Genomic DNA, 21,858 nt, shown 5'->3' on the forward strand with positions numbered 1-21,858 from the left:
CTAGGCGTTTTCTCCGGGTGTATTTGGGGCGAGTTTTTGATGTTGAATATTCGGAGTATGTTGGAACAAATATCTAAGAATGAAAGTAAAATGTAGTATTTATCTGTGATGAGTGATTCGTATCTCAAACTCCATATGAACTGATATTTATACTTTTCCACGCAGTTGGTTCGATTTAAAACAGAAAATACAAAGGCTACTCATGTCATTCTTCATGAGGTATTGCTTTTGATTAATAATAACCAAGAAAAAGGAATCATTATGGCTATCAGGAAAAGATGGTTATCGCTTCTTATTACTTCATTATTAACTAGCTACTCAGTATTGGCAGAAGATAACAGTTCCAATGTTCAATATTCCCCGGATGGTGAAACAACACGGGGATATAGTGAGCCGCTAAAAGAATACAGTGAATCTGCAACTATTATTGCTCCTATCACTATTCCTGCACCGACACTTTCCGAGCGTCGGCAACAGGATGTAGCATTGTTCAGTGACAGTGCGGGTTGCTCCGATTATCGTCAGTTTTCAACACTTTCCGGCGCTGACCTATTTAAATTTATAACGGATACATCTTCGGAGTGTATTGGTGAACTGTACCGCCGTAATGACAGCGTTTCTCTCGCTACATACCAAGCTGATAATGTTGTCGATATAGCTCGCCGTGCCGCGACGATAGCTGCGGATTATAATTCGTCTACTGGCGATGATCTTTATAATTTGTTCTATTATCTGCGCGGTGCATTTTATATCGAGTACAATAATGAGCAGTTGAAATACCAAGATCAACGAGCTCATAAAGCATTACTTTCCTTGCTTGAAGCATATCGAAATAACCCTTTCATTTCTGAAGTGACCGATATTCAGGGCAATACAATGGCTGAGTATTTTACTGCATGGGACAGCAGTAAAAACTATATCCAGAGTGTTACATCTATTACCCGTTATTTGAACGAGTTCAGCCCGACACATCTGGCAGAGTGGTCACATCGTGGCGCTTTAACCAAGGCTTTGACGACGCTTTACCGTGGAAGCTGGGATGAAACCTATACTAAATCTGCCGAGCAACAAACGGCCTTGCGAGAAGCATTGCTGAAGGTTGCAACATCGGAATATATTTACAATTCTGAATATAGCTATGAGGCGACCGATGCGCTAAATGAATATGCTCGTTTTCTTGAGTATCAGAAATACTGGGGACTTTCCGAAGGCCTTAAGGAGGAAGTGAACCAGGGTATCGTCAGTTTCATGTCCCATTTCGACCGCAATACCAAGGCATGGGCGAGTGCTGCCGGGGCATTGGAACGCTATAATCCGGGTGAGTGTGAAAAGTTCGGTATTTGTGGCTGGAAGGAAGAACTTAAAAATGCTGTGTTGAGTATCCATCACTCCTGTAGCGATACGATAAAAATTCGTGCCCAGAGTATGACGGAATCAGAACTTCAGCAATCTTGTGCGTTACTGGCAGAAGAAGAAGCGTTATTTCATCAGGTATTGAATACCGGTAACAAGCCAGTCAATGATGATCATAATACTAATCTCGAAGTGAATATTTTCGATTCGACTGAAGACTACAAATCATTCGCCGGTACAATCTTTGGTATCAGTACTGATAACGGGGGCATGTATCTCGAGGGAGATCCTTCGGTGGAAGGAAATCAGGCGCGTTTTATCGCTCATGAGGCAACGTGGCGAGATGACATTTTGGTTTGGAACTTGCGCCATGAGTATATTCATTATCTTGATGGCCGATTCAACATGTATGGTCCATTTAATTACTTCAGTATCGATAAGGACAAATCAGTCTGGTGGTCAGAAGGATTGGCCGAATATGTATCTCATCAAAATCGCTATGACGAAGCCGTCGAAATTGGTCGCCAACAGCGGTATCGTTTCAGTGAAATATTGAATAATACCTATAATAGCGGTGACGAACGTGTTTATCGCTGGGGTTATTTGGCAGTTCGTTTTCTATTTGAAACAGCACCGGAGTTAGTTGAACAGTTGATGGAATATGCTCGTGCAGGTGATGTGCAAGGCTGGGTTAACTTTATCAATACCTCTATTGGTACTTCCCTCGACTACCAGTGGTATAACTGGCTGCAGGTGGTTCAAAGTGATGATACATCGATTGGTGGACAAGGGCCTGTATTAATACCTGACAGCTGTAAAGTTCAGGGACCTTACGGCTATGGCCAGATTTATGATGGCAATACCGTCTGTATCAGTAACGGCAAGGCGTATTACTACTTTTATGTAGATGCAGGTGTCAGCCGTATTGATATTAATAGCGGTCACGGCGAAGGCAATATTGATTTGTTCTACAGCCCGTCGACTTGGGCTGAGAGCAACAACTATCTGTTGAGCTCTACCGAGTCGGGCAATGTGGAGTCACTCACTATTAATAACCCTGCAAGTGGTTGGCAATATGTGACTGCGCTCAGCAATCCGTCAAGTAACGGTGCCAGCTTAAAAATCGAAATGACAAAATAAAAGAAGTAATCTGATGACTAAGGCCTTCCTCTATAGCTTGGGGGAAGGCTTTTTTAATAATACAATGGATTGTCGAAATATATTCTAAAGTTAAATATAATATGAGCCTGATTTAATATGGATGCGCAAGGTTTTGTTAGGGGGAATAAGCTTTAAGTTTCCATCTGTTGCATATTAAGTCGGTCTTTTAAGTCATACAAATTATTACGCATTTAGATCTATTACTCTATTTTTCGTGATCAATCATCCGTTTTTATACAAATCTTGTTTTAATGCATGTTGATTTATATAGCATGGCGAGAAATGACGTTGTGTGATTGCTGTTCTGTCTAAGTGCCATATGAAGGGTGCTGATTACATCGATATCGCCAGCCTCGTTTTTGAGGCAAATATATCTAATGTCATATGTCGGAGAGAAAATGAGCTTAAAAATAATAAAAGTGACTCTTCTATATATAGGCAAGATTTTAGTGAATTTGTTTCCTTGATGTTTTATTTATAATTCCGGAGTAAATATGGCTTTTAAGACACAACTATCAGCACTTTTTATTGCTGTTTCAACTATAGTAGCAACTGGGTGTAATGATAGCTCAACAACTTCAACCGCGACAGAACAGGCAACATCATCAGCTCCAAAGCTAAATAGCTACACCTTTATTGATGAGCCCGTAAAAGGTTTGTATTTTAAGTCAGATAATAATTCAGGATGTACTGATGCTAACGGTACTTATTCTGTAAAAGAAGGTGATAGTGTTTCATTTTATCTTGGTAAATGCGATGAAGCTAACAAACCTTCGCTTAGTGATACTAACTTAATCAATATTGGTTTTATTTCTCAACCCTCTTCCATTACAACTCCTTACGATCTAAAAATCAGTAATGTAAATAATAGTGTTGATCCTATTACAACTGCAACAATATTGAAGTCATTTAATCGTAGTTCAGCCACTAATACTCTCGACTTATCTGGGTTGAAATTCAATAATAACGGAGAAAATGTTGTTAATGAAATTCAAACTTTAATTAATGATCCAACGAAAGATAGATCAACGGTGCTAAAGAAAGAGTTGCTTGATAAGGTGAAGCTTGCTAACCGAGATAGCAATATGGCCTTTGAGCATGATGACTTTATCCCTGAAGCCACAGTTCAATCAGAGCTAGAGTCAACGCTAGAAAAAGTAAGTGTCGCTACCGCTTTTACTGCGAGTGATTTGTCTGATAAGCATTTGATTTTGGCTGATGATCTTGTGCTCTATTTGGGACAAAAATTTAGTGAAACTACTACAGGCTCATATTCAGTCCAAGGAAAGGGTGAAGCATTTGCCAAATCTGACGATGAAAGTGGGACAGTTCAGACATGGGGTGTTCTAAGCAAGCCATTTGGTACTGATGGTGATAAAGGCAAGGCTGGTCATTTATACTTAATGTTCGGACCTGCGGGTCGTACGAATAATTTCACTGTAAATCCGGTTAATATATCTGGTAATGAATGGACAGTGCTTGTTAACGATCTAGGTACTCCGCCTAAAACCAAGATGGAGAAAATTGTCACTGGTGTGAAGCTAGATAATTTAGCGTCACTGAATGGTAAATATAAATCTAAGCTTTCTGCCGAGTTTGATTATAAATTTGAAATTACTGTCGATGGTTCAAGCCTAACTATTAAGCAGCCAAACGGTAAAGGTGACAAAGGTGTTGGTTCGATTATCACAGATCAAACCATTAATACAGCTTCGGTATCGCTTGATAAACCATATCTAAAATTAGATGGTGAAGTTTTGGATTTTACAATTATTCCAACAAAATCTGATGCAAGTGAGATTGTGCTAATGCACACAAATATAGATAACAATACGTCTTTAGTTGGATACTTAATTAAAGAGTAACTTACTTGATTCTTTGCAAATTATATTCGCTAGTCAGTGGATATTAAAAAATCGGCCTTCATTTGAAGGCCGATTTTATTGATTCGCTAAAACCTGTTTTGGTTAATTGAGTTGTTAAGCCATCTTTTGTTCAGGCTTCCAGCGGGCAAGATCCGCCGGCAGTCTGATGCCTTGTGAAGCAAGTAAGTTGATGCGTGCCAGATAGGCGGCGCCGTGCATCAGGTGCTTGGCGAGATCAACGGCACGTCGATCCTGATAGTTATCGAGGTAGCTGCCTTTCGCCCACGCATTAAATGCGCCGAGTGCCGGGCCTGCCCAGATTTGATAGTCCATCTCACGACCGGTTTCTCCGGTGTTAGACCAACGGCTTGAAAGACCAAGATACCAACGGAAGATTAGTGCCATCTTACGCTTGGGATTATCTTGCGCGCGCTCGATTTGCTTTGGATCGCGTTCGTTAAAGTGTGCCACTGTTCCGGCCCATATTTCGTCAAGGGTCGAGCGGAATACCTGCGTTTCGAGTTTATGACGCTCGTCGGCAGGGATCGCTTCTATCGAATCGTAGCGAGTGTAGATCTCATACAGCTTGTTGGCGCGCATCGGGAACAGGGTTCCGCGTTTCACTACCTGTAACTTCACGCCCATCTCGAACATATCAGCAGCAGGAGCCATGGTCACATCGGCCATTTCTGTTGTCGCGAGTAGCTTACGGGTATGCTCACTTGCGCCAGCCTCGATACAAGCCTGGTTGATAGAACCGGTTACGATATATGCTGCACCCATGTTGAATGCGGCCAGTGCCGCATCAGGGGTACCGATACCGCCACCAGAGCCAACACGCAGTGGTGTCTTAAACTGGTACTGAGCCTGAATTTCTTCTTTTAGTGCCAATATTGTCGGCAGAAGCGTTACCAGCGGACGATTATCGGTATGACCGCCAGAATCAGCTTCCGCGGTAATATCGTCTGCCATCGGTACTAGCTGAGCCAGCTCCATTTGCTCTGCTGTAATGCGGCCTTCATCGACCAGTTTCTGTAGGATTTTTGCTGGCGCAGGTTCCATAAACTTGCGGGCAACTTCTGTTCGGCTGACTTTTGCTATCACCTTGTTCGCGATTTGGACTTCGCCCTGTGCATCGCGGCTAAGGCCTGCTGCGCGGTATTGAACAATTTGCGGTGTCAGACCTAGGAAAGCCGACGCTTCAACAGTTCGCACACCGTGCTTGAGAAAAAGTTCAACACTGCCGCGTTCAAGTGCTGGCTCGCTTGGGCTGTGGATCAGGTTAAAAGCATAAGGGCCATTTGGCAGGGCTGCCTGAATGCGATGAATAGCCTGTTCGACACGTGACGGGATCAAGCCTGCTGCACCGAATGAACACAGAATACCTGCCTGGCCGAGCGCAATAACCAGCTCTTCCGAAGAAATACCGTTTGCCATTGCGCCAGCATAATAGGCGTATTTCACGCCGTGAACACGGCAGAAATCGTTATCACCTAAACTTTGCGTGCCTAACGCTGGCGCAAAGGCACTAACTGGATGGGTATTGTCGGCGCTGGCACTTTCGCCTGAAGTAAGTTCGGCTTGCTGGCTGATCCCTAAGCCTTTCTCTGGATGATTGACCACGTAACACCCGAGGCTCAAGTCCTTCAGTATTTGTGCCATAGCATCAGTATTGAAGTGGGTAGCACTTTCATTCACTTGCCACGGCCATGGTGATAGCTTTTCGTTATTCATGGTTGTTTGTGTTGTCATAGTATGTGTTCCTAACTCAAGCTTCTTCAATACAGATTGCAATGTCTTTTACTTCGTAAATACGCAGGCCGTCTTTACTCAGGTTGGCATCGCCAATGATGATGCGTTTTCCATCTTCATCTTTGATTGCGGTGATGTGGACATCCAGTGACATTTGTTTGTTTAGCGGATTGATCTGGCCGCGGTATTTCCATTTCACTTCAGACTGGATCTGACCAAATTTCGGTGAACGGAAACCGGCACCGAGATCTTTGTTCAGCGCGTAAGTCTGCATCAATTCGATAATCGCTTCGACACCCAGAGAGCCCGGCATGACCGGATCTTGGTGGAAGTGGAACTGGAAGAACCAGTCGCTTGGGTCAATAGTACGCTCGGCATACAAGTAGCCTAAGCCTGCCTTACCCCCGTCGCTGGTGATATCAACTTTATCGATAAAGTTAAGGCGACCACCAGCTAGCTGGTAGTGTGGCTGGGCTTCGCCAGTTGCTGATAGCGGAGCATTAAAGTATCGGCTCTCTTTGTCGAGCAGGTTGATGCTAACATCAGGGGTACGGTTGTTTTCGATGTGCCAAGGTTGCGTCACTTTACCGTTATCCAGTCCCAGCTGATCTTTTAGTGCTGCTCCTTTGAAGTAGCCAAACACCGCTGTACCTTCATAGAAAGGCACACCGTCTGTGCTTAGCTCGAAGCTAAAGCTTTGGACGATGTTGGTACCCATCATTACCGTTGAAAGCAGGCGGGAGTCATTAACGATGGTTTTGCCTCTAAGGTCGACATTGCGCAGCATCTTGCCGCTGCCGTCGAGGTTACGGAAAAATAGCTCTTGGCCCGGGAAGCCTAGAGTAGTGCCCATATAGCCTGAAATGAAGCCATTTGGCTGGAGCGAAATTTCCATTAATACCGAGTAAGGCATCAAAGTGTTATGGCTGTTTTCGTTAAAGTACCAGGCATTTTCCGGCACTTCGTATTCAGCGATACATGACGACGGTGTTTTAAAGTCACCACGGGTACCGTTGACTTCGATGACACGGGTGGTCAGCTGTAGGTCACCACACGGGGTACGTGGCGGGATCATGCCGCGATAGATTGAGAAATCAGGGCCGAAACATTTCTCGATATCACCGGTTGCAAACTCAAACATGTGGTACGGCGTGAACGGTACGGTGTCTGGTGTGCGGTTCGGGTAATCGGGTGTTATTGGCGCTTCAACGTGCTGTAGTGGGATAACGCCTTTGTTCGGTGCCGTATTCAAATCAGGAATTTGAGCCATCAGCGGTGCATTGGCAGATGCTTGCTGGTTTACTGGCTGTGCTGCCGTCTGTGTTACCTTCACCTCAGCAACAACATCTTCTGCAATGTAGTCTTCAGCAATATAGTCTGATGAACCGATATAGCGAGTACACTCGGTTTCTTCTTTGATCATCACGCCCAGGTTCTGGAAGTCGACCACAACTTTTCCATCGAGCAGGATATCGATATTTGCTTTTGCATAAGGACGCGGGCTCAGGCCAATTTCCGTGACTTCCATTCGGTAAGTCAGCACGGCCGATTGCGGCAATACCTGACCACGGCAGCGTACCTGCTGCGGCGCATTTTCAAGTGGCTGGAAGCGACCGTTCTGAACTTGGGTATGCATCCCCAAATACATCATAAAGAACTGCAGCAACTGACCACAGCCTTCTGCCATCAATGAACCGGCCATGACGGAATCATCTTTGAAGTGGCAAGGGAAGTACCAGTGTTCTGGTTCCAGTTGCTTATGGCCTTCGACTAAGCCGAGTCCCCATGTGCCGCCATGCGGATCAACGTGGCTGACTTGTTCTATCATCATGAATTTTTCTGAGCTGAAGCACAGCGACGGCTGAACGCGGTCAGAAATATGACTGTCACCAAAGCAACCGGCAATATTGGCACTTAGCAGGTTATGCAAAGTGTGATAGTCGAACTGGGTCTTCTGGCAGTGCAGAATTGGATTAAAGCGCTGCTTAACCGCCATGCTACGTGCTTTCAGCTCATCTTCGGTACGAATAACCCCTTTGCCGTCTGCCAGTTCTTCATCAGTAAAGAAGCCCGCACAGCCGTTATCCATTTTCAGGATCATCTTGTCGCCGACGAAGCACTCGTAGGAGAAGAAGAACAGCAGGGTATCGCCGTTGCGGGCAAAGTTGTTGATGGAGATATCGTAACGAAGGGTATCGCCACCACGCGGCAGGTCACCGAGGAAGGTGAGGGTACAATCAAGCAGGCGATAAACTCGCTCGCCTTTGTTTTCGAAATCGATGCCGAGGTAGCTAATAAGCATTAAGTCACACTGACCAGATTCTACAGCTACCGCCCAAGGGATCTGACCGTCGACCAAGTAGGGGGCATCTACAGGAATGTCGTATTCAGTGGTCATGGTGCTTGGCTTGAATTCCAGCATTTGGGCATCAAGTTTAGTCACTCGCGATACCAGCAGGTAGTCGGTGGTCGGCAGTCTTACCCGGCGGGAATAGTTGTCGATAATCGCGTAATCAGGGCCAAATACATTGGCAATATCGCCTTCGGCGTATTCGACCAAGTCTTCGTAGTCCCAAATACATGGCTTGCGAATCGGCTTTGCCATTACGTTTTGTGCTGGTGAGATCTGCTCTGAAACAGCGTCAGGCTGATGGTTAAATACCTGGCCCGTGCCCGCGTTCATTTGCGCGGTGACTTCGTTAAGCTGGGCCTTTAACAGAGCGTCAGCCATTTTTAAACCTTGCTCGCGATTTTGCAGGAAGGCCCGGTGGATCTGTTGTGCAAGTTGTTGATTTTCTGCAAATGAAGCGCTCTGTAATGAGCTTGAATCACTCTGCTTGTTAGCGGATAGGACGTTGGTCATATTGCTCTGAATACCTGTGTTCGGAGTCTGGCTTGGCGTAGCCATAGTCGGTGATACTAATGGCGCTGGTGGTGCCGCCGCGATGGACTTGGCTAAGTTAGCCTCGACCTTAGTGTTAGCGACGGCTTGTACACGCGGTTTCGCGTTAGCGACTTTTTGCTGGATTTGCGATAGCTCAGGAAGATCCGTTGTCACGATATGTTGATAGATATCGCGTCCACCAAGGGTAACTTGCTTGATTAGCTGACGTGTTGAGTCGGCGGGCAATTCACGGGCAAGGCGCGTAGTCAGAGATTGAGTTTCTGTGCTCGTTTGTGTGATGAGAAGCTGCGAACACTGGCCTTCACTGATATTCGCGACGATGGCTGCCTTTCTCTCGGCGTGTGTGGTCGTCTGGTTTAGGCTTAATAGTCCGTGGAGCGTACTCGACATACCTGATGCCGAATAACAGTGACCCATGCGCCGGCTGGCCTGAGTTTGTGCTGCTCGAGATAGCGGGAAAGCCATGACATCGGTGCTTTCTGGTGCTTGGTTGAGCTCAAGCAAGCTAATGTTGTCCGCAGCAATACCGGCTTCAGTCAGAAGCTGGTTGGTGACAGACTGGCTTTGGTCGACGGAGCTAAAAGCGAGCGCATTGATTGTGCCATAGCTGTTGCTAACGGCTACTTCTTGAGCATCAACGAGAACAATTGCTCCCGCACCTTCACCGACATGCCAACCACTATCTTGTACCGTTGAGGCGACTGGAGTAATGCTGTTTTTGAGAATTACCTGCTCGGCACTGCCGCTGAGATCGACGGCGGCGATGACGACGGCATCAAGGGATTCTTGCGCCATCAGGTTCTGTGCGACATCGATACAGCGGGCGACAGACTGCTCAGCCGCAGAAATAGTAAATGCCGGGCCGTTGAAGTCCCACAGCGAGGCAATTCGCGACGCCATGATGTTGCCGATAAAACTGGTGTACTGGTTGAGCTTGGCGGCATCCAGCACACTGTCCATGGCAATGGCTTCAAGCGTTTGGTATTCGCTGTCGCTAAGCGTTACCCCCATGTTGTCGAGGCTGTCGGCAAGTTGCGTATGCAGGTTAACGCGGCCGCGGAACTGGTGCATTTCCAGCTCGGTTTCCATTGCTACCAAAACGGCAACCTTCTGTCCGGCTTCAAGCTTGGCATCCCGAATCGCCTCGTCAGCAATTTTCATTAGCAACAGTTGCTGGGAAATCAGACGGTCATCTTCGTTCGGCGGTACTTTGAAACGCAAGAAGTCCAGCTCGAACTGATCAATGTAGGCACCGTGCGGTACGGTATGCAAACCGAATTGGCTTAATAGCTCAGGGTGTTGATCCAGACCTTTCCAGCGCCTCTTCGGCAGAGCGACAAAGGCATTTGCACCCGTTTCTATGGCATGGTTCAATGCATTAATGGTTTTCAATGAACCGAAGTGCGAGGCTAAGCCGGTGATTTTCAGTGGTGCGGCAACCGTTGGCTTTGTATTTTGAACCGAAGCGGCAGGCATCGAAACGGCTTGCTCTGAGCGAGAAGAGTATGCTTCCAGCAGCAGGTGTGCGTTACAGCCACCAAAGCCAAACACCGAAACACCCGCGCGTCGCTCGGGATTTCCGGCTTTGTCTGGCCAAGGTTGAACTTGGGTCGGCAATGTATGCGAACCGAACAACCCATCAGGCGAAGACAGCGGGGTTGATAAATTAATGCTTGGAGGAAGTACACCTTCTTTCATGGCGAAGATCATTTTCATGATCCCGGGCATACCCGCCGCCGTGAGCAAGTGGCCGAGGTTGGATTTTGCCGAGCCGATAAGCGGTGCCTGAGTACTGTTTAGCTTGTCGGCAAAGAAGCGCTCCATGGATGTCAGCTCGACTTTATCACCTAGCGGTGTGCCAGTCGCGTGGCATTCAATCACCTCGATACTTTCTGGCGACAGGTCGGTCGCCTCGTAGGCACGTTCGAACGCCTGAACCTGTCCTTTGCTGTTCGGGCTAAGAACAAACTGGCCGCGGCCGTCATTGGACAGGCCGATCCCGCTGACTACTGCATAGATATGGTCGCCATCGCGCTCTGCATCTTCGAGACGCTTGAGTACCAATACGCCCGCACCTTCACCGGCAAACAGACCTTTGCTGTTGCTATCGAATGGCGCCGAGACACCGTGGTCCGGGTAGGCATGGAAGATGGAGAAACCCATGTTGATGAAGAACGGATCGGCACCGGAGACTGCGCCTGCCAGCATCATATCGGCCTTGCCGGTATTGAGGTAGTCACAGGCCAGTTTTAGCGAGTAGACCGAACTGGCACAGGCGGCATCGAGGCTTAACTGGGCACAACCCAGACCGAGTGCGTCGGCGACTAACTTGGAGGCATTATGTGCGGCGGCACCGTTAGCCGGATGAGTATCTCTTGTCTGGCTATTTGACGGGCTTAGCGAAAAGTGGTCGTTGGCCAGTTTTGCTTGCAGCGCTTTCTCTACCGCAGAGTGGTACAGCGGCAGGAATAAATCATTGGAGCGCGTCGTCGGGAATGATAGTGCCCCCATGATCACACCGGTACGTTCTAGTACTGCGGCATCTAACGGGATACCGGCATCAGCCAGTGCTTTCCGGCTGGTGTCCAGTGCCCATAGGAAACTGTCGTCAAGGCCTTCGAACTTCTCGGCAGGTAAGCGGTATCCACTCCCATCAAAGGTGAAGTTCTGGATGTAGCCGCCTTTATCACAGTAAAAACGGTCTGATTCTCCTTGCTGGCCCTGATAACTGTCAGGGTTGGCACCGAGTTTCTCTGGGCTTAAAGTGCTGCGAGAATCTTTTTTGTCGAGCAGGTTTTGCCAAAATGCTTTCGGCGTATCTGCATCGGGATACTGATTAGCTAAACCAACAATTGCAATTTTCTTGCTGGTGCTATGGGCGTTGGTTGTGTTGTGTTGAGAACTCAAACTGGCTCTCCTTGTATTTTGTTCGCCGGAATGTTCGCAGCTGATAAGGCATTCGTTTGCTGCTGTTCAAGCCCTTCTAAAAGGGGATCCAGTGACAGAGGGATTTGGTGCGTGATGAGCTGGCCAAGACACTTGAGCAGGGTGAGAATATCTTCCCCGCCTTTGGCATTTGCCGCGATGGTGCAACTTTCTGTTGTCACCTGATCTGCACGGTTGATCTTGTCGATGAGAGTGCTGGTTTGCCTGTCTGCACCTATTTCGATAAATAGGCGAGCGCCTTGCTCGCGAGCACTACGGATCAGCGCTGTAAAGTCGAGCGTCGAGCAGAAGGTATCCGCAATGGAGTCCGCAATACGTTGGCTATCGATCTGAACCGGCTTATTCTGGTTATTAGACATATTTTGGTTTTTGACTAATAGCCCGGCAGCACTGATAAAGCGAATGTGCTCTGGCAGTTCATCACATAGCGGCTGGCGGTAAAACTCAGTGACCTGCTGATGCTGGCTCATTGCCGGTGCCGTGTGCATAGCGGTGACTCGATTGGCTGCAATACCGCGTTTACCCAGTTTTTTGAGCAGGGCGCGGCAGTCATTTTCACAGCCAGCCAGCACGCAAGTATCCCCTTGGATAATGGCCAGGTAAGCATGCGGAAATTCAGGCAGCAGGGTTTGAATTGCCTCAGGCTCGCTACGAACAACAAAGCTATTCCAGGTGATCGTTTCATTGTCGTCTAGCTGCCATGCTTCACGGACGGCAGTCAGTTCGCCGGAGATAGCTGTGGTGAAGATCGGGCTGGTTTGGGTCATCTTGATCAGGGCGTGCGGATTTTTCCATACCCCCAAACTTGCCCACATCGACGCTTCTCCCTTGGAGTAGCCCAGAGCAAAATCAGGCTTAACCGCAAACTCTTCGCAAAGCACCTGAGTTAACAGGTAGCTGCTGCCGACACCGGCAATAGCGAGCTCGCCCAATGTCATTTCCGCTGGATCAGCACCATATGTCTTCTCGGCTTGCAGCATTTCTTTGAGGTTACCTTCACGCTCAAGGCGAGCGTAAAGCGCCGGGAAATAATGATGCAATTCGCGGAACATGCCAGGGTAGACAGTGCCGACACCGGGATAAACAAACGCGACCCCGCCACGGCTGTTGGGTGACGGTGAAAAACAGCTTCCTGCCGGCGTTTTGTAGTGGCTGTGCTCAGCTATCACTTTAGGTAGGGCATTGCTGATGGCTGAGATTTCTTGCTGTACAGCAGAAACGGAAGCCCCTTGAAGAACGATGACCTGCTTTGGCTGTGAGTTTGCCGATCCTAGCGTGCTGGAAGCCTCTGCCTGATATTGCCTGATGGTTTCACTCATCAAGCTAATCAGGGCATGAGGTTCACTGTCACTTTCAGCCAGACCGTTAAGACTCTGTTCAAGCTTTGCAAGCTTTGCTTGTAGCTCCGCACATTCATGCCCGGCAACAATGAATAACAGCCGGGTAGGAGTCAGCAGTGATTGAGGTGCTTGTAGTCCTGTAGCCTGAGCCAATATCAAGCTGCTTTGCTGATTGAACGTAAGGCTGGCGACGCGCGCCTGATGCGGCTCGGTAAACCAGTAATGGTCTGACAGTGTACGCTCGGCAATAGCTTCCACCATCTGGTACAACGCCTCGAACTTCTGAGCCGCCGTCAGCATGTCAAAAGCTTGTTGGTTGGTTATATCAATCGCTTGGCGACGAGATTGGGTAATGGCTTGCTGGAGCGTATCGGCAAATCCTGCCAAGTAAGCATGAGGGTGAATCTTGTTCTGGGCTGCGGTTAACCCTGCTAGCATCAAAATCGTTGGCTGTGATTCACCTTGTTCGATATTTGCTATGAGTCGAACAAGTTTACCCTGGCTGACGGCCTCAACAGCCGTTTGCAGCGCTTTTTCAAAAGCACTTGCTTCTAAATAGTCAGAAATTGAGATTGTCTCAGCCGTAGGTAGCAAGGTAAGACAATCGGCAGAAAGCCCAGCAGCAGGCGCTGGCTGGGCTAAAAGAGCGATGCGCAACGGCATCGCTGTATTGGAAGAGTCAGTCACTATGACAGAAGCTCCTTTTCTGGCTCGGACTTCACCAAGAATGCCTCGTTGAGGCTCTTGCTGATCGTTACTTTGGCACCTTTCATTACGGCACTCAGACGACCATCTTGATGGTAAAGCGCGATGTTAGCTTGTAGTGAACGAGAGGTGGATTTAATCACATCAAGTTCCAGCCAGCCCTTGTCGCCAGCTTGCCCTGTGTTGCCGGCTTTCATTGGCGCGTAAGAAATAAACTCACCAACGGCAGAAGGCAGGCTAGCTGCGCCGTATTTCAACCTTGCCCAAATCAGCATCGCCTGCAGCAAATAGTCTTCTGCGAACGGCTGGCATCCACCTGCATGCAGGGTGGCGATAAACGATCCGCAATCCGCATCGGCAATGGTCGGTAGCTTGCATTGTGCAAGCAAACCTGCATCATCAAAACGCTCGACAGTCTGAATGCCTTGCAGCCTCGGGCCATGAAACAGCGTACCGTTGCTGTATAGTGCTTCAGCCGTTGTGACTGGCTCGTTTGAATTTGCCGCAAAAGTCTTCGTTTGCGGCTGATCTACCGAATCAGTGACCGGTTCGACAACCAGAATCGCTTGATACTGCGGTCGACCTTGGCAGCTGATCAAGGCTTTGATTTGATCAGTGGCCTTTTTTTCAGATGTCAGCGTCAATGTCAGGGTTTGCACATCGTCCGTTTCAAAAATCACGCCTTTCAGCAGTTTGTAGTTGCGAACGGTAACGTTCGCCCCTAGCAGTTGTTCTGCTGTTTCGCGCATCCATTGGATGGCACACACTGTCGGTAACACGGGGTTACCGGCAATGCAGTGATCCTTGATGAAAGGCATCGCTTTCGGGTCAAGGTCGCGAGTTACAGTGATGCTTTTTGTCAGCGGGCTCTTTGCTACCAGCACAGATCCCGCATTAGGCTTTTTTACAGCGTTTTCCTTGCTCTCAGCGCCTTGCATGCTCGAACCAATAAGCAGCTGAATACCTGTTTCGCTCAGAAGCTGAGTGCTGAACAATTCTGCACCCGTCTGTAGAGGGATCACGTATACCCCGCGGTCGGTGAACATTTTCTTCAGCGCAGGGTTAACCATACCGCCATCCCAAGGTCCCCAGTTGAAGCTCATGACTTTCGCTTCTGGGTGACGCGCAGAGAATTGCAGTGCGGCTTTGTTCAGGATCTCGTTGGACATCGAGTAATCGCTCTGGCCTGTATTGCCGTAGAATCCTGCTGCCGACGAGAACATCGCAACCAGTTTTAGCTTGCTGCAGTCCAGGGCGTTCATGACCGCGTCAAGGCCGCCGACTTTGGTACCGTAAACTAGGTTTAGCTCATCCAGTGTTTTGTCTTGGATGTGTTTGTCCGCCAGTACACCGGCGCCATGGATCAGGCCGGTGATTTCACCACTCTGAGACAGAGCTGTTAGTGTTTTGGCAACTGATTCACTGTTTGATACATCCAGGCTCAGGTATTCCGCAGTTGCTCCAACATTGGTAAATGCGGTTAGTGCTGCATTGATTTCAATGCTGCTTAATACCGGTTTTAATAGCGCATCGACTTTCTTCGGTGTTGGTTTGTCACCAGAAGCTTGAAGATGGGCAATTGCCGCAGGTTTTAGCGCATTCTCTTGCTTGCCTTGTGCCCACTCAGGCAGTTCGCTAGCAGAAACATGTTTGCTACGACCGGCTAGGATGAAGTGCGACTGGCATTGCTTTGCCAGTGTTAGCGCACACTCGAAAGTAACGCCCTTAGCTCCGCCAGTGACCAGTACCTTGTCGGTGTTGGTCAGCTTGGCTGCTGTGTTCTTCGTTAGCGCGGTTCCTGCCTCTACTGCCGTTAAGGTTGCTCGACCTGATTCTCCTTGGCCTGACTTGTCCTGGTTAAGTCCAGAGAAGCCAATTTCAACCGTTTGAGTATCGATATCAAATAGCTCGGTAGTGACGGCTTCTGCAAGATGGCGCGCATCAACAGCAGGAGCAATATCTAAAGCTCGGCAGAATACGTTAGGCCATTCGTGGCTTAACGTTTTAGTGAGACCAGATAGTGCCGCTTGGTTCAGCTCTGCTTTTGCTAACTGCTCTGCGTCATGGTAACCGAAGCCACCGTCGATACGGCTTACGGTAAAGAAGCTGCGACGGCCTGATGCTGCATTCAATTGGGAATGAAGCAACTTGGCAAACAAGAACGCGACTGAAATACTTTGTTTTGCATCGGCATTCAACGTTATTGCTGCGCTGTTAGCTTGTGCATCAGCACTAACAGGTTGTAGGTGAATGAATCCACCAATTTCTTTATGCTTGCTCTCAATTTCTGCAATGACAGCTGTTACGCCGGCTTCATCAACGTTTGCTAACGCGTAGCTAGCAATTTCGCTGTTTAGTGGCGAAGCGGCAGATAGAGGACTACGTACTACGGCGACTTGAAGGCCGTGAGCACTGAGCTTTTCTGCCAGTACGCCAGCATTGTGACCGTCATCGGTGATCACGATACATGCGTCTTTGGAAAAACAGTCTGCTAATTTATCTACCGCTGGTAACTTTTTTAGCGCCACCTCATTGTGAGGGGGAAGTTCTACGTTCGCTGCTTCGGCTACTGTTTCTACAACGGCTTCAACCACTGGGGCTGCTGTTGCTGTGTCTGATAGCTTGCTTTGCATATAGGTGACGATTTCGCCCAGCGTACGGCACTCCGCCAAATCTTCAGGATTAAGCTCTGGTAGTGTCGGCAACTGGTCTTGAACCGTACCTAGAATTTCTACACGCTTGATGGAATCGATACCTAGGTCTGCTTCCATGTCCATAGCCAGATCTAGCATCTCTGCCGGGTAGCCGGTTTTGTCTGCGACAACATCTAGCATGGTGCTCTGCACGTGTGTGGCATCAAGACCATTTGCTGATGGTCTTGATGCAACAGGCGCCGCAGAAACAGTGGCTGCAGGTAGCTTGCTGTTCATGTAATCGACAATTTCGCCCAGTGTACGGCACTCGGCCAGATCTTCAGGATTCAGTTCTGGCAGTGTTGGTAGCTGGTCTTGAACTGTCCCCAGGATCTCAACACGCTTGATAGAATCGATACCGAGATCGGCTTCCATATCCATTGCCAAATCTAGCATCTCGGTTGGATAGCCAGTCTTGTCTGCAACAACGTCTAGCATGGTGCTCTGAACTTGCGCCGCATCCAGACCGCTTGCAGCAGGTGCTGATACTGGTGCTACGGATACAGCAGCAGGTAGTTTGCTGTTCATGTAATCAACGATTTCGCCCAGTGTGCGGCACTCGGCTAAATCTTCAGGGTTGAGCTCCGGAAGAGTAGGTAGCTGGTCTTGAACAGTCCCCAGGATCTCAACCCGCTTGATAGAATCGATACCGAGATCGGCTTCCATATCCATTGCCAGATCGAGCATCTCGGTTGGATAGCCAGTTTTGTCTGCGACAACTTCCAACATAGTCTTTTGTACTTGCGCCGCATTCAAGCCGTTTGCAGCAGGTGCTGATAGTGGTGCGGTTACAGATGCTGTTGTTGACACAGGCGCTGCGGATACAGCTGCAGGTAGCTTGCTGTTCATGTAGGTGACGATTTCGCCGAGGGTACGACATTCCGCCAAATCTTCAGGGTTGAGTTCAGGAAGCGTCGGTAGCTGATCCTGTACTGTACCGAGGATCTCAACACGCTTGATGGAGTCGATACCTAAATCGGCTTCCATATCCATTTCTAGATCCAGCATTTCAGTCGGGTAGCCTGTTTTGTCGGCCACGACTTCAAGCATGGTGTTCTGTACTTGGGCCGCTTCTAAGCCGTTAGACGCAGCTGGTTCTGCAATAACAGAAGCTGTTGCTGCTGAGGGTGCAGTGCCTAGCTTGCTGTTCATGTAGGTGACGATTTCACCCAGCGTTCGGCACTCAGCCAAATCTTCAGGGCTAAGCTCTGGCAGATTAGGAAGCTGTTCTTGTACAGTTCCTAGGATCTCAACACGTTTAATTGAGTCGATGCCGAGATCTGCTTCCATATCCATATCAAGATCGAGCATTTCGGTCGGATAACCCGTCTTTTCAGCAACGACTTCCAGCATGACTTTTTCAGCATTGGCTGTTTGCACAGGTGCTACTAGCTGTGTTGGTGCAGCCACTGTTACTGGCGCAGGTGACGCAGGCTGCTGAACCGGCGTAATGGCCTTCGCTGGTGCTTTAACCGGTGCCGGAGCAGCTACAGGCTTAGCCGCAGATTGAGTTGTCGCTTGAGTTACTGCCGGTGCAACTGTTTTGGGTGCTTGAGTAGCAACAGGATCAGTAGAAGTAACCGTTACTTGCTGTGCTGGGGTTGCAGTTGGCTGTGAAGTCAACAATCCTAGTGCCGAGTTATTGCTATTCGCTTGAAGCTCAAGGTAATGTGCGTGCGCTTTAAGTGTATCGGCTTGATGCTGGTGGAACATTTCCATTGAGCGTTGCAGGCTTTCAGGAATTGCTGTACCCGAAGCAGCCATCTTCGCTTGCTCTGTCATCAAGGTTGTGAACGTATCACCATACTGCTGCGGAATAGCCAAAAATTGCTGGTGAAGTTCGGCTGCCTGCTGTTGTGCGGCAAAGAATGCATGCAATGACGCATCGCTAGGAGTTAGCGGAGAAGCTGCCTTGCTGCCTTGCTGTGCAGGTGCTGACGCAGCTTGAGGCGAAACTTGAACAGGGACCTGAGCAGTAGCGGCAGGCGTTTCAGCAGGTTGCGCTGCAGCAACGGGTACTTCGCGGATTTCGGTTTTAATCACTTCTTTTTCCACAATTTTCTCAACGACTTTCTCTACGATTTCAGTTTGTGTGCTTACCGTTCCCGTTGCCAATGATTTGGCCATTTTGGCTCGGGTTGCGTCACTGATGTAATTGGTCGCGTTGAGTTTGATATTCATTGGTGATGTAGCGCTTGGCTGGGCGATATCGGCCTGGTATGGGTCGATATTGTCTAGCGTAACACCCGCAACAGCGAGTTGGACCGCGGCTAGACGTAACTGTTGATCGCTATCACCTTTCGGGTTCGGGTTGATGCTAATCGTGCAAAGATCTGCGTCTTGGTTGGCTGCGATTTTCTCGCTGAGGGTTTTCTCAACCAGTTTCTGCAGAATGTTCTTCGGACCGAACTCGATAAATACTCGGGCGCCTGCATCGTACATTGCCTCAAGCTGAGTGCTGAAACGCACTGACTGCAGCATGTGCTGCTTGAATGCTTTTTTGATGGCCTTACCATCGTTTTTATGTAGCTCGCCAGTTGCGTTGGAGTAAAGCGGCAGTGCAGGGGCACTGAATGTCGCCTTATCAATGGCGGCAGCAAATGGTTTCTGTGCGTGGGCAACCAATGGCGTGTGGAAGGCACCAGACACCGGAAGAGGGATCGCCTTGAAACCTTGCTCTGTGAGCGCCTTTGCTGCCAACTGAGCATTGTCGGTCGGGCCCGCAATAACCAGCTGTGTTGGTGCATTGTAGTTGGCGATGCTTACACCATCATACTTGCTGATGCACGTCTCGACAGCGGCTAGTTTATCTGCCTCGAGAATTACGGCATACATAGTGCCGCTATCACCTTCGGCAGGTGTGGCTGCCATGGCATGGCCACGCTCGAATGCCAGTTTGTAGTAGTCTTCCTGGGAGATAACACCAGAAGCGCACAGCGCACTGAGTTCACCAAAGCTGTGGCCCGCCACCATGTCGGCTTTGAAACCTGCTTGGGTCATTAGTGCATATTGGGCCATAGACACTACACCAATCGCACTTTGTGCATTGGCGGTATTGGTCAATGTGGCTTCTTGAGCGGCTGTGTCTTGCTTGTTGAAGACAGGAATAGGGAAAAGCACCTGAGACAATGGTGTTTTATTATTCTGTCCAAAGACTTTATCGGCGTTAGCCAGCTGCTGGCGCGCCTCTGGGTAATGACAAGCCAGTTCACGGCCCATATTGAGATATTGGGAACCTTGGCCGGCAAACAGTGCTGCGACTTTTGCCGAACCTTTTTCATTCACAAGGGCTGTTTCACGGTAGCTGGTGCCGTTTGGCAGCTGCCAGTGTGTTTTGGTCTGGCTTTCAAGTGTTGAAATAGCTTGGGTCAGCTGAGCCTGAAGCTCTTGGCCTGTTTTAACCACTAAGCCTAGACGTGCATGGCTGCTGTCAATGTCGCGCAAACCGTGAGTCTTCGCCAGTGCTTCTAGAGCAATTTTGTTGCTTGCGATATTTGCTGCCGTTTCTTTCAGGCTTGCAAGAAGTGCTTCACGAGATGCCGCGCTGAACAGCAATGTTTGCGCAACTTCACGCTGGCGATATTTGTTACCACGGGCATGCTCTTGGGTGTACTCTTCCAGTACGATGTGGAAGTTGGTGCCGCCGAAACCAAACGAGCTGATACCCGCACGGCGTGGAGTACCATCAACACGCTGCATCCATGGACGCGTCTGGGTATTGAGGTAGAAAGGCGAGTCTTCAATTTCCAGCTTTGGATTCGGGCTGGTTACATTGATTGTCGGCGGCAGCACTTTATGGTGCAGCGCCAGCGCGGCCTTGATTAAACCTGCGGTACCCGCTGTCGATTTGGTATGGCCAATCTGCGATTTCACCGAACCCAATGCGATGTGTTGCTTTTGGTCGTTGTTTTCGCTGAATACCGAACTCAAGCCTTTGAATTCAGCGACGTCACCTGCTGCAGTTCCTGTACCGTGGGCTTCTAACAGACCAAGTGTATGAGGGGCAAAACCAGCATCATCATAAGCTCGCTTCAGAGCCTTTGCCTGACCTTCAGGGCGGGGCGCATAGATACTTTTAAACTTACCGTCTGAAGATGCACCGACACCTTTGATGACCGAGTAGATACGGTCGCCATCGCGTTCAGCGTCTTCCAGGCGTTTCAGCGCAATCATGCCGATGCCTTCACCAATCATCATCCCCTTTGAATCAATATCAAATGGTTGGATGGTTTCGTTGGTGGTGAATGCTGGTGTTTTCGAGAAACTCATGTACATGGTCGGTGAGTTATCGGTACAGACACCGCCAGTGATCATCATCTCGCTGCGGCCGTCAACCAATTCCCCTAGTGCCATGCGAAGTGCGGCAAGAGAGCCTGCACAGGCAGCATCGACAACGCAGTTGATACCGCCAAGGTCAAAGCGGTTTGCGATACGGCCTGCGATAACGTTGCCCAGTGAACCCGGGAATGAATTCTCTTCCCAGTGAATGTATTGATCTTGGAACTTCTTGATCAGCATCTCACTGTCTTCGTCATTGATGCCGCTGCTCTTGAAGACTTTCTTCAAGACAGGATACTGAAGACGCGCATTCAGGCTCTGGCTGATCTTCTGACCACCGCCAACGCCCAAAGTAATACCGATTTTGTCACGGTCATAATCTGCCGGCAGTTTGGCATCTGCCAATACTTCTTTGGCGACGATCAAGGACAGAAGCTGCGAGGTGTCAGTCAGCTCTAGAATATTGGGCGGTAGACCAAACTCCATAGGATTGAAATCCACTTCCGGCATGAAGCCACCACGTTTGCAGTAAGACTTATCCGGTGTGCTCTTGTTAGCATCATAGTAATCTTCGGGACGCCAGTGCGTATCAGGCACTTCAGTGATAGCGTCAATTTTTTCGTTGATCAAATCCCAGAACTTATTCAGGTAGCGAGAGTTTGCGAAGATACTTGCCATGCCAACAATAGCAACTGGCATGTCTTTTAGACGCTTGTTAAGTCGCTTGTCTTCTTGCGATTCAGGCGTGTTATTTGGGGTTTGGCTCATTATGAGTCTCCACTGAACACCCGAAAGCCGGGTGTAAAAAATTCGTGTGGGTGTTGCGGGCAGGCAACGTGTGAAAATTGAATAGGTTGAGG

The 21,858-nt window shown here is 48.8% G+C and carries 6 protein-coding genes; 2 read left to right on the top strand and 4 right to left on the bottom strand.

Annotated elements, in window-relative coordinates; all coding sequences use genetic code 11:
- Positions 1–261: 261 nt before the first annotated feature.
- Together EDI28_RS02075 and EDI28_RS02080 are read left to right on the top strand one after the other, a co-directional pair.
- Complete coding sequence (locus EDI28_RS02075; protein WP_128782176.1) at positions 262–2,493, top strand: M9 family metallopeptidase; 2,232 nt, start codon at positions 262–264, stop codon at positions 2,491–2,493.
- 515 nt (positions 2,494–3,008) lie between these two features.
- Positions 3,009–4,379, top strand: a complete 1,371-nt coding sequence (locus EDI28_RS02080) for a hypothetical protein (protein ID WP_128782177.1) — start codon at positions 3,009–3,011, stop codon at positions 4,377–4,379.
- A gap of 114 nt (positions 4,380–4,493) precedes the next feature.
- Here the strand turns inward: EDI28_RS02080 and pfaD are convergent, their stop codons facing one another.
- Genes pfaD through EDI28_RS02100 form a run of 4 tightly spaced genes read right to left on the bottom strand, consistent with a single transcriptional unit; the run spans position 4,494 to position 21,766 of the window.
- A complete protein-coding gene (gene pfaD, locus EDI28_RS02085; protein ID WP_128782178.1) occupies positions 4,494–6,131 on the bottom strand; it encodes an eicosapentaenoate synthase subunit PfaD in 1,638 nt (545 codons plus the stop codon).
- A gap of 16 nt (positions 6,132–6,147) precedes the next feature.
- Entirely contained in the window at positions 6,148–11,943 is a 5,796-nt protein-coding gene (locus EDI28_RS02090; RefSeq protein ID WP_128782179.1) for a hotdog fold thioesterase, read from the bottom strand.
- Positions 11,940–14,009 (bottom strand): PfaB family protein, encoded by a 2,070-nt coding sequence (locus EDI28_RS02095; protein ID WP_128782180.1) that lies wholly within the window; start codon positions 14,007–14,009, stop codon positions 11,940–11,942. The genes EDI28_RS02090 and EDI28_RS02095 overlap by 4 nt, the downstream gene beginning before the upstream one ends.
- Positions 14,009–21,766: a type I polyketide synthase gene (locus EDI28_RS02100; protein ID WP_128782181.1), complete on the bottom strand. Its 7,758-nt coding sequence runs from the start codon at positions 21,764–21,766 to the stop codon at positions 14,009–14,011. Before EDI28_RS02100 ends, EDI28_RS02095 begins: the two co-directional genes overlap by 1 nt.
- Positions 21,767–21,858: the final 92 nt, after the last annotated feature.

This window comes from Photobacterium chitinilyticum, from assembly GCF_004104355.1.
Taxonomy (GTDB): domain Bacteria; phylum Pseudomonadota; class Gammaproteobacteria; order Enterobacterales; family Vibrionaceae; genus Photobacterium; species Photobacterium chitinilyticum.

What these genes read in the sequence shown, in the direction of transcription:
- EDI28_RS02075 (WP_128782176.1), top strand. Translation starts at nt 262, where the DNA reads ATGGCTATCAGGAAAAGATGGTTATCGCTTCTTATTACTTCATTATTA.
- EDI28_RS02100 (WP_128782181.1), bottom strand. Translation starts at nt 21,766, where the DNA reads ATGAGCCAAACCCCAAATAACACGCCTGAATCGCAAGAAGACAAGCGA.
- EDI28_RS02080 (WP_128782177.1), top strand. Translation starts at nt 3,009, where the DNA reads ATGGCTTTTAAGACACAACTATCAGCACTTTTTATTGCTGTTTCAACT.
- pfaD (WP_128782178.1), bottom strand. Translation starts at nt 6,131, where the DNA reads ATGACAACACAAACAACCATGAATAACGAAAAGCTATCACCATGGCCG.